Genomic DNA, 13,980 nt, shown 5'->3' with positions numbered 1-13,980 from the left:
CGAAGTCCGGGCCTAGACCTCATGCGCCCCACCCACTCACCCGACAGCCACCGAGCCGACCCGCGCCACTCCCCGGAGCCCCGGTGTGGGCCTTTTCCTTGGGGCCGTCCCCGTACAAGCGTTAGCGGTGGGCCGGGGCGGCGGGTCAAGGGGAGCCCGAAGGGCTCTCGCGCAGCGACGCGACGCAGGAGCGCCCTTGACGCGCCGTCACGGCCCACCGACACTCGAGCGCCCGGGACGGCCCGAAACCCCCAGAAGCAAGCCTTGGTTTGCGACCCCGCCCCCGCCCTCACACCCCCGCCGCCGCGAACTGCGCAGCGTGGAGGCGGGCGTACGCGCCGTCCACCGCCAGGAGTTGCTCGTGCGTGCCCTGTTCGGCTATCGCGCCGTCCTCCATCACGAGGATTACGTCCGCGTCGCGGATCGTCGAGAGGCGGTGGGCGATGACGAAGGACGTACGGCCCTCGCGCAGGGAGTTCATCGCGCGCTGAATAAGGACCTCCGTGCGGGTGTCCACCGAGCTCGTCGCCTCGTCCAGGATCAGGATGGAGAGCTCGGTGAGGAACGCCCGGGCAATCGTGAGCAGTTGCTTCTCCCCCACGCTCAGGTTCGCGCCCTCCTCGTCGATCACCGTGTCGTACCCGTCGGGCAGCGTGCGGATGAAGCGGTCGGCGTACGTCGCCATTGCCGCCTCCACCACCCGTTCGCGCGGGACCGGGACGTCGCCGCCTGCCGCGCCGTACGCGATGTTGTCGGCGATCGTGCCGCCGAACAGCCACGTGTCCTGGAGGACCATCCCCATGGCCGACCGCAGGTCCTCGCGGGTCATGGCGGCGATGTCGGTGCCGTCGAGGGTGATCCGGCCGCCCGTCACCTCGTAGAACCGCATCAGCAGATTCACCAGCGTCGTCTTGCCCGCGCCCGTCGGGCCGACGATGGCGACCGTCTGGCCGGGTTCCACCTTCAGGGTCAGGTCCTCGATGAGGGGTTTGGCCGGCTCGTAGCGGAAGGCGACGTTCTCGAAGGTCACCTTTCCGGTGGGACGGGCGAGGCGAGCAGGCCGCAGAGGTGAAGCCGGCGGCGCCGACTCCTCCTCCGCGTCGAGGAGGTCGAAGACGCGCTCCGCCGAGGCGACGCCCGACTGGAGGAGGTTCGCCATCGCCGCGACCTGCGTGATCGGTCCGTTGAATTCGTACGAGTACTGGATGAAGGCCTGGATGTCGCCTATCGACAGAGACCCTGACGCTACGCGCAGGCCGCCTATCACCGCGATCAGGACGTAGTTGAGGTTGCCGATGAACGACATCGCGGGCTGGATGACGCCCGAGATGAACTGCGCCTTGAAGCTGGACGCGTACAGCGCCTCGTTGTGCTCTTCGAAGGTACGGATCGCCTCCTCGCGGCGGCCGAAGACCTTCACCAGCGCGTGCCCCGTGTACATCTCCTCGATGTGGCCGTTGAGTCTGCCCGTCACCGCCCACTGCTTGACGAACTGCGGCTGCGCACGCTTGCCGATGACCACGGCTCCGAAGACCGACACCGGCACGGTCGCCAGCACCACCAGCGCCAGCAGCGGCGAGATCCAGAACATCATCGCCAGTACGCCCACGATGGTCAGCAGCGCCCGCAGCATCTGACCGAAGGCCTGCTGCATGGTCTGCGTGATGTTGTCGATGTCGTTGGTGGTGCGGGAGAGGACTTCGCCGCGCGGCTGCTTGTCGAAGTACGACAGAGGCAGTCGCGCCAGCTTCGTCTCGGCCTGCTCGCGCAGCCGGTAGCCGACCCGCTGCACGACCACCATCACCAGCCGCAGCTTCACCCAGATGAAGAGGGCGGAGCCCATCGTCACCGCGAGGGCCAACGCAAGGACTTCCCCCACCGCCCGGAAGTCGATGCCCGCCGGGCGGCCGGTGACGCCTGCCACCACGAGGTCCGTCGCGTGGCCCAGGATCTTCGGGCTCAGTACGGCCAGAGCGACGGCCGCGACACCCGCCGCGAGGAGGACGAGGAGCAGGGGCCGCTCGGGAGCCATCGTCTTCAGCAGGCGCAGGCCGGAGAGCCGGAAGTCGAGGGACCGTTCGAGCGGCGGGGCGGCGGGGGTGCCTGGCACGCCCCGCTGCGGGGCCGGGCCCTTGCGCTCGGGCACGGCGGAGGTGCCGGTGCCGGTGCCGGTGCCGGTGCCGGGAACAGTACGGTCCGTACTCATGCGGCTTCCTCCTCGGAGATCTGGGAGAGGACGATCTCCCGGTAGGTGTGGTTCTCCCGCATGAGCTCCCGGTGCGTGCCGGTGCCGACGACCCGGCCCTCGTCGAGTACGACGATCCGGTCGGCGCCCCGGATGGTGGACACGCGCTGGGCGACGATGACGACGGTCGCGTCGGCCGTCTCCCGCGCCAGTGCCGCTCGCAGCGCCGCGTCGGTGGCGTAGTCGAGGGCCGAGAAGGAGTCGTCGAAGAGGTAGATACCGGGCTTGACGACCAGCGCCCTGGCGATCGCGATGCGCTGACGCTGCCCGCCGGAGAGGTTGCTGCCGCCCTGGGCGACGGGCGCGTCCAGACCCTCCGCCATGGCCTCGACGAAGCCCTTGGCCTGCGCGGTGTCCAGCGCGTGCCACAGCTCTTCATCCGTGGCGTCGGGATTTCCGTACCGCAGATTGGACGCGATCGTCCCGGAGAACAGGTACGGCTTCTGCGGTACGAGCCCGACCGTGCGGGACAGCACCTGCGGGTCGAGGTCCCGTACGTCGACACCTCCGACCCGCACCTCGCCGCCCGTCGCGTCGAAGAGCCTCGGCACGAGGCCGAGCAGGGTCGTCTTTCCGCTGCCGGTGGAGCCGATGACGGCGGTCGTACGGCCGGGGCGCGCCGTCAGGTCGACGCCGCGCAGGACCGGTTCCTCGGCGCCCGGGTAGCTGAAGTCGGCGCCGCGGATGTCGAGCCGGCCGCGCATCTTCTCGCTGAGGGCGGTGACCGGCGCGGCGGGCGTTACGACGCTGGACTCGGTGGTGAGGACTTCGCCGATGCGCTCGGCACTGACCGCCGCGCGCGGCACCTGCATCATCAGGAACGTCGTCATCATGACGGCCATCAGGATCTGCATCAGATAGGAGAGGAAGGCGATGAGCGAGCCGATCTGGAGCTCGCCGGATCCGATGCGGTGGCCGCCGACCCAGATGACCGCGACGGTCGCCAGCTCCCACACCACCACGACCGCGGGCATGGTCAGCGCCATCAGGCGCCCGGCCCGCAGGGCCACGCCCATCAGCTCTGCGTTGGCATCGGCGTAACGGCGCTGCTCGTGCTCGTCCTTGACGAAGGCGCGGATGACGCGGATGCCGGTGATCTGCTCCCGCATCATCCGGTTGACCTGGTCGACGTGCTTCTGCATGCCGCGGAAGAGGGTCGGCATCCGGCGGACGATCAGGCCCACGACGCCGGCGAGCAGCGGCACGAAGATCAGCAGCAGGGCGGCGAGCGGGACGTCCTGGCTGACGGCCATGACGATGCCGCCGACGCACATGAGGGGGGCGGCGACCAGCATGGTCAGGCCGAGCACCGTCAGCATCTGGATCTGCTGTACGTCGTTGGTGGTGCGCGTGATGAGCGACGAGGCGCCGAAGCGGCCCACCTCCCGTACGGAGAAGTCCTGCACCCGGGAGAAGACGGCGGAGCGCAGATCGCGGCCGACGCCCATCGCGACGCGGGCGCCGAAGAAGACGGCGGCCGCGGCGGCGAGGATCTGGAGGAGGGTTACGGCGATCATGACGCCGCCGGTGGACAGGACGTAACCGGTGTCGCCCGTGAGCACGCCGTTGTTGATGATGCCGGCGTTGAGGGTGGGGAGGTAGAGGGTGGCGAGGGTCTGGACGAGCTGGAGTACGACGACCAGGGCGATGGTGGGGGCGTAGGGGCGCAGTCGGGTGCGCAGAAGTCGGATCAGCATGGGGTGTGCGCCGCCCTCAGCCGGTGTACGGACGGACGGACTTGGCATCGCGCAGGGCGTGCGCCCACCAGGTGAGCTGGTTGAGGAGAGCCTTGGCGGCGGTGTTGGGGGCGGACGGGTCCTTGTGCTGTCCGTCCTCGTCGAAATGGGACCAGGGGCCGTGGAAGCTGACGGTGTCGCGGATGGTGGTGGCGTGCATCTCGGCGAAGACCTGGCGCAGTTGCTCGACGGCGCGCAGGCCGCCGGACATTCCGCCGTAGGAGACGAAGCCGACGGGCTTGGCGTGCCATTCGCTGCCGTGCCAGTCGATGAGGTTCTTGAGGCCGGCGGGGAAGGAGTGGTTGTACTCGGGGGTGAGGACGACGAAGGCGTCGGCGGCGGCGAGCCGCGGGGAGACCTGCGCGAGGGCGGCCTTGATCCCGTCGGACGGGTTGAAGGAGAGGGCGGTCGGCAGGTCGATGCCGGCCACGTCGATCACGTCGATGTCGAGGTCGTCGTGCTCGGCGGCCCGGGAGACGAACCAGTCGGCGATGACGGGGGCGAAGCGGCCCTCGCGGTTGCTGGCGACGATGACGGCGACGCGCAGTCGCGGGGCGCGCGCTTCGGAACTGGCGGTGGAAGATGTGCCGACCTGGGCTGATTCGTGCGTCGTGATGTCCATGCGGAAAGACTCGTACCTCAACCAAGATTGAGGTCAAGCCGTCCCGGCAGGGAACTTTCAACTCGCCTTTACGGTGGTCGCATGGCCACATCTCCACCTCCATCTCCCGCGCCCGCCGCCGCTCCTCCCTACATCGAGGTCGACGGCCGCCCGGCCGCCACCGCGGACGACCTCCTCGTCCCCACCCTGTACGGCGGTTACGCCCACTTCACCGCCATGCAGGTCAGGGACGGCGGAGTGCGCGGCCTGCGCCTGCACCTCGCGCGGCTCGACGCCGCTACCCAGGAGGTGTTCGGCGCCGGGCTCGACGGTGAGCTGGTGCGCGAGCGGGTACGGCACGCGCTCGGTGGGGCCGGGATGCGGGACGCCGCGGTGCGGGTGTACGTGTACTGGGCCCCGGGGGCCGAGGCGGCCACCCTCATGGTGACTGTCCGGCCGTCCGCCACCATGCCGTCGGCGCCGCAGGCCCTGATGTCGGTCCCGTACGAGCGCCCCTTCCCGCACATCAAACATCTGGGCAGCTTCGCCCAGACCCACTACGGGCACCTCGCGCGGCGCGAGGGATTCGACGAGGCGCTGCTGACGGGTCCCGGTGGGGTCGTCGCTGAGGGCGCCATCACCAATGTCGCTTTCTACGACGGCACTTCGGTCGTCTGGCCCGACGCGCCGTCGCTGCACGGCGTCACCATGGCCCTGCTGGAACGCCGGCTTCCGGAGCACGGGCTGCCGTCGGTGCGGGGGCGGGTGACGGTGGAGGGGCTGGCCACGTATCGGGCGGCGTTCGTTACGAACTCGAACGGGATCGCTGCGGTGCGGCGTATCGACGAGACGGAGTTCGCGGTCGACGAGGAGCTGATGACGACAGTCATATCGGTGTACGAGGCGACGCCGTGGGAGGCGGTCTGAGGGGGCGGGGGCGGTCGGGTGCGGGCTGGGGCTGGATTTGCGGCCCTGGCCGCAAAACTTCAGCCCACCCCGCAGGCCATCCGTCACCCATTCGGTGCGCAGTGGCGGGGTGACCGCCTCACCACCCCTCGCCCCCGCGCTGACCTGGGCGGACGCCGTGCGCCCGCGGCGTGGCGCGGGCCCAGGGGCAGGCAATCTGGCCCGCGCTCGGCAGGCGCCCCGCCCGTGCGGCCACTTATCTCGGAGGGAGTGCCGTACCGACGCGTCCGGGAGGATCACCATGCGCCCTGCACTACTGCTGACCGGTACCGCGCTCGCGGCCGCCGCGTTCGGCGGCCTCGGCGCGGGTCCGGCGTACGCCGAGAACGACACTCCGGAGCACACGCTGGAGGTGTATCCGGCGACCGCCGGCCCCGGCGCGACCATCACGGTGAACACCACCGCCTGCGGTTCCGACAGCGGCGGCACGGGCGACGCCAACTCCGTCGGCGCGGGCGACTTCCCCCTCCAGCCCGCCACCCACAAAGAGGTCGTCACCGGCGAGTTCAAGCTCCCCCCGGACGCCCCGCCGGGAACCCACGACATCGCGGTGGCCTGCGACAACGGCAACACCGCCCAGGGCACCCTGACCGTGACCGCCGGTTCGCCGCACGAGCCGATCGAGCCGCACGAGCCGATCGAGCCGCCCGGACCCACGCACCACACCCCGACCCACAAGCCCACGCACCCCACCGGCCACGTCAAGACCGGCATCGGTGGGACCGCGGGCTCCGACACCACCCAGATCGCGGCGGGTGTGGCCGTGCTGGCCGCCACCGCCGTCGGCGGTACCTGGATGTTCCTGCGTCGCCGGGCGAGCGGCACGCGGGAGCGCTGACGGGCCGGCCCCCGGCCGCCCTGTCACCCGTACTCCCGGAGCTCCCCGTGCCTCCGCCCTGGCCCCGAGCCGCGCGGGGGCACGCGGGGCGTACGGCCGGGCCGGCTGCACTGGAGGTGTGAACAGCGATGACGGATGACCGGCGTACGAAGGGCGGCCTCGTCGCCATCGCCATCTGCACCGGCGTCTGGCTGATCCAGAACGGCGCAGCAGGTCAGGACCCGCCCCGCCCGTCGTCCGCCGAGGCGTTCGCCGCCGGGTCCGAGCACGTCCCGAGAAGCACGGTCCCGCCGGCTCAGCCGCTGCGGCCCTCCGAGCCCGTACGGATCCGGATACCCGCCGTCCGGGTGGACGCGCCCGTCATGCGCCTGGGCCTGGCCCCCGACGGCAGTCTCGACGTACCACCGGCCGGGAACCGCAACATCGCCGGCTGGTACAAGGACGGCACCCCGCCCGGCGCCGAGGGCACGTCGGTCATCGCCGGGCACGTCGACAACGCGCGGGGACCGGCCGTCTTCTACAACCTCGGCGCGCTGCGGAGGGGCCACACCATCGAGGTGGAGCGCAGGGACGGGCGTACCGCCGTCTTCACGATCGATGCCATCGAGGTGTACGACAGCGAGAACTTCCCCGAGCAGCGGGTGTACGCGGCCTCCGGGCAGGCCGAGCTGCGGGTGATCACCTGCGGCGGCACGTTCTCCAAAAAGACCGGCTACCGGGGAAACGTGGTGGCGTACGCGCACCTCACGGCGGTGCGCTAGGCGCGGCCCGCCCTACGTCCACTGGTCGAACGCCAGCTTCGCGACCAGCGAGAAGACCACCACCAGCAGCACCCCGCGCACGAACTCGCTGCCCTTCCTGAGCGCCATCCGCGCGCCCGCCATCGCGCCCGCGAGGTTGAAGATCGCCATGAGCGCGGCGAGCTGCCACAGCACGGTTCCCTGGTACGCGAACATCGCGAGCGCGCCGGCGTTGGTGCAGACGTTGACGATCTTGGCGGTGGCGGAGGCGGTGACCAGGTCGAGGTGGAGCACGGCGGTCAGCGCCAGAACCAAGAACGTACCGGTACCGGGTCCGAAGAGGCCGTCGTAGAAGCCGATGCCGCCGCCGACGAGGACGATGGCGGTGACCGTACGGGCCCGGGTGACCGGCGGCTTCACGTCGTCGGCGGCGCGGCCGAAGGAGGGCCGCAGGAGCACGAAGGCCGCGACGCCGAGCAGCACCACCATGATGACCGGGCGCAGTACGTCGCTGCTGATGCCGGCGGCGAAGAAAGCCCCGGTCATGGAGCCGGCGACGGCAGCGAGCCCGATCCGTACGGCCGTCCCGACCTTCACCGGCGCCTTGCGGAGGTACGTCACCGCGGCCCCGGAGGTGCCGACGATGGCCACTGCCTTGTTGGTGCCGAGGATGTGCGCGGCGGGCACTTGCGGGAGGCCGAGCAGCAGAGCCGGCAGGAGCAGCAGCCCGCCACCGCCCACCACTGCGTCGATCCAGCCGGCTGCGGCGGCGGCGAGGCACAGGACGACGAGCGTGGTCAGCGATATGTCGGGCACGCTCGCCAACTTAAGGGAGGGGATGGGTGTGGCGTCCATCAATCCCTGGAGAGTTGAGCCACATCTGAGGTTCCGGTGGCCGACGGAGCCCGGCCGGGGGCCGCGGTGCCCCACGCCGTCCCCCACTCCTCACAGCGCGCTGCGCGCTGCGCTGAGCGCAGTGTTCCCCGCGGGAAACAGACGGGATGCGGTCGGGTAACACCGCCCCGGCAGTCTGCGGTCATGAGCAAGGACATCGTGGTGATCGGCGGCGGGACGGCGGGTGCCCGGCTGGCCCGGCAGCTGACCCGTCAGCCCACCCCGGCGGCCGAGGCCACGGGGGCGGCGGGGGCGGCGGGCCCGAAGGTCACCGTCATCGGCGAGGAGGAGCACGCCCCGTACAACAGGGTGCTGCTCGCCGAAGTCCTCGCCGGCCGCTACGGCCCCGAGGTCATCGCCCAGCCCGCGACGCCGGTACGGCGCGGGGTGCGGGTGGTCCGTATCGACCGCGCCGAGCGGGTGGTGCAGTGCGACGACGGCAGCGTCGTCCCGTACGGCACACTCGTCCTCGCCACCGGCTCCAACCCCGTCCTGCCGCCGCTGCGCGGCCTCGGCGCCGACCTCCCCGACGGCGTCCACCCCTTCCGTACGATGGACGACTGCCTGGCACTGGCAGCCGCCGTACGCGAAGGCACCCGCGCCGTCGTGATCGGCGGCGGCCTCCTCGGCGTCTCTGCCGCCCGCGCGCTCGCGGAGCGCGGCGCCCAGGTCGTACTGGCCCAGCAGGGCGAACACCTCATGCAGCGCCAGCTCGACCCGAGTGCGAGCGAGCTGCTGCGCGGCCACCTGGAGGCGCTGGGCGTCGAGGTGCACACGGAGTGCCGGGTACGCGGCCTGCGCTGCGAGTCCGGCGAGGGTGCCGGGACCGTGCGGGCCGTCGAGCTCGCCGACGGCTACGCCCTCGACGCCGACCTCGTCGTCCTGGCCTGCGGTGTACGCCCCCGAATCGGCCTCGCGCAGGCCGCGGGGCTGGAGGTGCGCCACGGCATCGTCGTGGACGACGAGCTGCGCACCTCGGACCCGCACATCCGCGCCATCGGCGACTGCGCGGAGCACAACGGCCGCGTATACGGTCTCGCGGGCCCGGCCCTCGAACAGGCCGACATCCTGGCCGCACTGCTGCTGGACTCACCCGCGGCCACCCCGCCGGCCGACCACGCTGTGGCCACCGCGGCCACCGCGGCCACCGCCGCGCTGCCCGCGAGCACCGACCGCTACACCGGCACCCGCGCCCTCACCCGCCTCACCCTCGGCGGCGGCACGGGCGCCGGGCCGCTCGACCTCGCCGCGTTCGGCGAGACGAACCCGCTCCCCGGCGACGACGTCGTCCGCCTCGCCGACGCCACCCGTGGTGCGTACCGCAAGGTCGTCGTGCGCGGGGACCGGCTGATCGGCGGCATCCTGCTTGGCGATCTCGGCGCCGTCGGCGAACTCGCCCGCACCTGGGAGGGCGACGAACCGCTCCCCTCCACCCCGTTGTTCCATCTGCTTGGAGGCGCCTGAGATGTCCACACCACCCACGATCGTGGTCGTCGGCCACGGCATGGTCGGCCAGCGCTTCCTGGAAGCCCTCGCGGAGCGCGGTGTGACCAACAGGGCGCGTGTCGTCGTCCTGTGCGAAGAGCCCCGGCCCGCGTACGACCGCGTCCAGCTGACCTCGTACTTCTCCGGCCGCACCCCTGACGACCTCGCCCTCGGCGAGCCGGACTTCATGGACCGGCACGGCATCGAACTGCACCTGGACGACCCGGCGACGGCCATCGACCGCGAGTCGCGCACGGTCACCTCGCGCGCCGGACGGACCTTCACGTACGACACGCTGGTCCTCGCTACTGGTTCGTACCCCTTCGTACCACCCGTTCCCGGGAAGGACGCGGAAGGGTGCTTCGTCTACCGCACCATTGAGGACCTCCTCGCGATCGAGGCGTACGCGAAAACAGCGCGTACGGGAGCGGTCGTGGGCGGCGGACTGCTGGGCCTGGAGGCGGCGGGCGCGCTGAGCGGGCTCGGGCTCGCCACGCACGTCGTGGAGTTCGCTCCCCGGCTGATGCCCGTCCAGGTCGACGAGGGCGGCGGCGCGGCCCTTCTCCGTACGATCGAGGGCATGGGCCTGACGGTCCACACGGGCGTCGGCACCCAGGCCGTGACCACCGACGACGCCGGCGTCGTGAACGGCATGTCCCTCTCGGACGGTTCGACGCTGGAGACCGACCTCGTCGTCTTCTCGGCGGGTGTACGGCCGCGCGACCAGCTGGCCCGCGACTGCGGCCTGTCGGTCGGCGAGCGGGGCGGCATCGCCGTCGACGAGCAGTGCCGTACGTCCGACCCCGCGGTCTTCGCGATCGGCGAGTGCGCGCTGGCGGTGGACGGCCGGGTGTACGGCCTTGTCGCGCCCGGTTACGAGATGGCGGAGACCGCCGCCGAAACGATCGCGGGAACGGCCGAAGAGGCCAGCAAGGCGTTCACCGGTGCGGACATGTCCACGAAGCTCAAGCTCCTCGGTGTGGACGTCGCGTCCTTCGGTGACGCGCACGGCCACGCGGAGGGCTGCCTGGACGTCACGTACTCCGACTCGCGCTCCGGCGTCTACAAGAAGCTCGTCGTCAGCCCGGACGGCAAGCTCCTCGGCGGCGTCCTCGTCGGTGACGCCGACGCGTACGCGATGCTGCGACCGCTCACCGGTTCCGTACCGCCCGTCGCACCGGAACAGCTCATCGCGCCGGCGGGCAGCGGCTCGGTCACCCTCGGCCCGTCCTCCCTCCCCGACGACGCGGTGGTCTGCAACTGTCACAACGTCACCAAGGGGCAGGTGACCGCCTGTTCGTCGCTTCCCGAGGTGAAGAAGTGCACCAAGGCGGGAACGGGCTGCGGCAGCTGCGTGAAGCTGATCGGCCAGCTGCTTCCCCAGTCCGGCGACAAGGGCCTGTGCGGCTGCTTCCCGCACACGCGCTCCGAGCTGTACGAGATCGTCCGCACCCTGCGCATCACGTCGTACGCCACGCTGCTCGACTCGCACGGCCGTGAGGAGGCCCGTGGGGGCGACGGCTGCGAGATCTGCAAGCCGACGGTCGGCTCGATTCTCGCCAGCCTGAGCAACGGCTACATCCTCGACGGCGAACAGGCCGCCCTCCAGGACACCAACGACCACTTCCTCGCCAACCTGCAGCGCAACGGCTCGTACTCGATCGTGCCGCGCATCCCCGGCGGCGAGGTCACCCCCGAGAAGCTGATCGTGATCGGCGAAGTGGCCCGCGACTTCGGCCTCTACACGAAGATCACCGGCGGCCAGCGCATCGACCTCTTCGGCGCCCGCGTCGAGCAGCTTCCGCTGATCTGGACGCGCCTGGTGGACGCCGGCTTCGAGTCGGGCCACGCGTACGGGAAGGCCCTGCGGACGGTGAAGTCCTGTGTCGGACAGACCTGGTGCCGCTACGGCGTCCAGGACAGCGTCCGCATGGCCATCGACCTGGAGCTGCGTTACCGGGGCCTGCGCGCGCCGCACAAGCTGAAGTCGGCGGTCTCGGGATGCGCGCGCGAGTGCGCCGAGGCGCAGTCGAAGGACTTCGGCGTGATCGCCACCGCGAACGGCTGGAATCTGTACGTCGGCGGCAACGGCGGCGCGACTCCGCGTCACGCCGATCTCCTCGCCCAGGACCTGTCGGACGCGGAACTCGTGCGCCTCATCGACCGGTTCCTGATGTTCTACATCCGCACCGCGGACCGCCTGGAGCGCACCTCCACCTGGCTGGAGCGGCTGGAGGGCGGCCTGGACCACCTCAGGGACGTGGTCGTCCACGACTCGCTCGGCATCTGCGAGCAGTTGGAAGCCATGATGGCCACGCACGTGTCCGGCTACCGCGACGAATGGGCCGAGACGATCAACGACCCCGAGCGGCTGTCCCGGTTCGTGTCGTTCGTCAACGCCCCCGACGCGCCGGACCCGTCCGTACGGTTCGTTCCCGAGCGCGACCAGATCAAGCCGGACCTGACCTTCCTCACCCTCGAAGGGACCCGAGCGGGATGACACTGCAACTGCGTATCGACGACGACTCCTGGTTCACCGCCTGTGCCCTCTCCGACCTCATTCCCGGACGCGGTGTGGCGGCCCTGCTCCCCGACGGCCGTCAGGCCGCGCTGTTCACGGACCGCGCGGGGCGCCCGTACGCCATCGAAAACCGTGACCCCTTCTCCGGCGCCCAGGTGCTGTCGCGCGGTCTGATCGGATCCGCGAACGGCCGCCCCTTTGTCGCGTCGCCTCTCCTGAAGCAGCGCTTCGATCTGGAAACGGGCCTCTGTCTGGACGACGAAACAGTCGCCGTGCAGACGTTCGCCGTGCGCGTCGGAGTTAGTTGACCGATCGTTCCAGTAAGGCTAGCGTTCCGGACGTGGCCAGGACCAAGGAATTCGACCCCGACGCCGCACTGCAGGCAGCCCTGGAGCTGTTCTGGCGGCGCGGCTACGAGGCGACGACCATGGCGGACCTCGTCGAGCACCTCGGCATCGGCCGCGCCAGCATCTACGCCACCTTCGGCAACAAGCACGAGCTCTACCTGAAGGCGCTCGACCGGTACGCCGACTCCCGCAACCCGCGGCTGCTCGGCGAGCTTTCGCAGCCGGGCCCCGCACTGCCGGCCGTGCGCGCGGTGATGCGGCGGTTCGCCGCCGAGGCGGCCTCCGACGCGGAACGGCTGACCGGCTGCTTCGTCACCAACACGGCCGCCGAGCTGGCCCCGCACGACGACTCGGCGGCCCGCCGGGTCGAGGTGAGCTGGGAGCACATCGAGACCCTGCTGCACTCCGCGCTCGTACGGGCACAGGCGCAGGGCGAGCTGCCCGAGGACCGCGATCCGCGGGCGCTCGCCCGCATGCTGCTCGTACTGATGCAGGGCCTGCGGGTCGTCGGGAAGGCCTCCAGCGACCCGGCCAGGGTGCGGGACGCGGCCGAGCAGGCGCTGACACTTCTCGACTGACCGAATCAACAAACTTCTTCACAGGCGCCCCTGGGGCGTCTCTTTTACGCCCTAATAACAGAACGCTCGTTCAAGAATAAGGACGGACAGATCATGACTGCTCGCTTCTCCGGCAAGACCGCCCTCGTCACCGGCGCAGGCTCCGGTCTCGGCCGCGCCATCGCGCTCGCCTTCGCCGCCGAGGGCGCGAACGTCGTCGTCGCGGGACGCACCGCCGCGACCCTCGACGAGACCGTCGCACTGGCGCAGCGGGCGGGCTGCGGTGGCGATGCGGTCGCGATCACCGCCGACGTCAGCCGTTCCGAGGACGTGCGGGCGCTCGTTCGCGAGAGCGTCGAGCGGTTCGGAAGCCTCGATGCCGCCGTGAACAACGCCGGCGTGTTCCGGGGAGGCGCGCCCGTCGCCGAGCTTCCCGAGAACGACTGGCGCACGCTCCTCGACATCAACGTCACGGGCGTACTCCTGTCGATGCAGGCCGAGATCGACGCGATGCGCACCCAGGAAGGCGGCGGCGCGATCGTCAACATCTCCGCCAACCTCGGGGCGCACCGCCGCATCCCGGGCGTCGCCGGCTACATCGCCTCCAAGGCGGCGGTCTCCGCCCTCACCCGCGCAGCGGCCGTCGACCACATCCAGGACGGCGTCCGGATCAACGCGGTAAGCCCCGGCCCCGCCGCGACCACCATGTCCCTGCTGCCCGGCGAGAGTGACGCGGAGCGCGCCGTCCGCATGAAGGACGAGTCACCGCTCGGCCGGGTGTCGACGGTCGATGAGGTCGCCGCCGCCGTGCTGTACCTGGCCTCCGCCGACGCCGCGTCCGTCGTCGGCAGCGACCTCGTCATCGACGGAGGCGCCTCCGCCTGACCCGCCACGCGGCGCCGTCGCCCGGCTCACCGCTCGCCGCACACCTCCCGGAGGCCCGATGCCCGGACACTCGATGCCCGGACGCAACTTGTCTCACGTACGCAACATGGCGCACGTACGCTTGTTGCCAGCCGCCGGCCGATGGCGTCCTCCCCGGCTCCCGCA

At 71.0% G+C, this 13,980-nt stretch carries 12 protein-coding genes; 8 read left to right on the top strand and 4 right to left on the bottom strand.

The annotated features are described in order from the left end of the window. Positions 1-289: 289 nt before the first annotated feature. Genes J7E96_RS28615 through J7E96_RS28605 form a run of 3 tightly spaced genes read right to left on the bottom strand, consistent with a single transcriptional unit; the run spans position 290 to position 4,603 of the window. Positions 290-2,206 carry an ABC transporter ATP-binding protein gene (locus J7E96_RS28615; protein WP_215135348.1) on the bottom strand — a complete coding sequence of 639 codons (1,917 nt, stop codon included), beginning with the start codon at positions 2,204-2,206 and terminating at the stop codon, positions 290-292. Then, complete coding sequence (locus tag J7E96_RS28610) at positions 2,203-3,942, bottom strand: ABC transporter ATP-binding protein (RefSeq protein WP_215135345.1); 1,740 nt, start codon at positions 3,940-3,942, stop codon at positions 2,203-2,205. The genes J7E96_RS28615 and J7E96_RS28610 overlap by 4 nt, the downstream gene beginning before the upstream one ends. A gap of 16 nt (positions 3,943-3,958) precedes the next feature. Next, complete coding sequence (locus J7E96_RS28605; RefSeq protein WP_215135342.1) at positions 3,959-4,603, bottom strand: NADPH-dependent FMN reductase; 645 nt, start codon at positions 4,601-4,603, stop codon at positions 3,959-3,961. Between the two features lie 81 nt (positions 4,604-4,684). On the opposite strand from J7E96_RS28605, the gene J7E96_RS28600 reads away from it, so the two are divergent. The 3 genes from J7E96_RS28600 (at position 4,685) to J7E96_RS28590 (ending at position 7,147) form a co-directional block, all read left to right on the top strand. Then, positions 4,685-5,509 carry an aminotransferase class IV gene (locus J7E96_RS28600; RefSeq protein WP_215135340.1) on the top strand — a complete coding sequence of 275 codons (825 nt, stop codon included), beginning with the start codon at positions 4,685-4,687 and terminating at the stop codon, positions 5,507-5,509. Positions 5,510-5,789: 280 nt separating this feature from the next. Continuing rightward, positions 5,790-6,386 (top strand): hypothetical protein, encoded by a 597-nt coding sequence (locus J7E96_RS28595; RefSeq protein WP_215135338.1) that lies wholly within the window; start codon positions 5,790-5,792, stop codon positions 6,384-6,386. Positions 6,387-6,514: 128 nt separating this feature from the next. Next, positions 6,515-7,147, top strand: a complete 633-nt coding sequence (locus J7E96_RS28590) for a class F sortase (RefSeq protein WP_215135335.1) — start codon at positions 6,515-6,517, stop codon at positions 7,145-7,147. 12 nt (positions 7,148-7,159) lie between these two features. Here J7E96_RS28590 and J7E96_RS28585 read toward each other — a convergent pair whose 3' ends face one another. Beyond that, positions 7,160-7,942, bottom strand: a complete 783-nt coding sequence (locus J7E96_RS28585; RefSeq protein WP_215135333.1) for a TSUP family transporter — start codon at positions 7,940-7,942, stop codon at positions 7,160-7,162. Positions 7,943-8,164: 222 nt separating this feature from the next. On the opposite strand from J7E96_RS28585, the gene J7E96_RS28580 reads away from it, so the two are divergent. From J7E96_RS28580 to J7E96_RS28560, 5 genes are all read left to right on the top strand, one after another. Beyond that, on the top strand, positions 8,165-9,484 hold the full coding sequence (locus J7E96_RS28580) for an NAD(P)/FAD-dependent oxidoreductase (RefSeq protein ID WP_215135331.1): 1,320 nt from the start codon (positions 8,165-8,167) through the stop codon (positions 9,482-9,484). 1 nt (position 9,485) lies between these two features. Then, the gene (gene nirB, locus J7E96_RS28575) at positions 9,486-12,005 is read left to right on the top strand and encodes a nitrite reductase large subunit NirB (protein WP_215135329.1); all 2,520 of its coding nucleotides are present in this window, start codon (positions 9,486-9,488) and stop codon (positions 12,003-12,005) included. Beyond that, entirely contained in the window at positions 12,002-12,334 is a 333-nt protein-coding gene (nirD, locus tag J7E96_RS28570) for a nitrite reductase small subunit NirD (RefSeq protein ID WP_215135326.1), read from the top strand. Before nirB ends, nirD begins: the two co-directional genes overlap by 4 nt. Before the next feature lie 32 nt (positions 12,335-12,366). After that, complete coding sequence (locus J7E96_RS28565) at positions 12,367-12,951, top strand: TetR/AcrR family transcriptional regulator (protein WP_215135324.1); 585 nt, start codon at positions 12,367-12,369, stop codon at positions 12,949-12,951. Between the two features lie 93 nt (positions 12,952-13,044). Further along, entirely contained in the window at positions 13,045-13,815 is a 771-nt protein-coding gene (locus J7E96_RS28560; protein WP_215135322.1) for an SDR family NAD(P)-dependent oxidoreductase, read from the top strand. The last annotated feature ends 165 nt before the right edge of the window (positions 13,816-13,980 follow it).

It is taken from the genome of Streptomyces sp. ISL-96, assembly GCF_018614035.1.
Classification (GTDB): Bacteria; Actinomycetota; Actinomycetes; order Streptomycetales; family Streptomycetaceae; genus Streptomyces.
The sequence above is the reverse complement of the archived record's forward strand: the minus strand, read 5'-3'. Positions and strand labels throughout refer to the sequence as shown.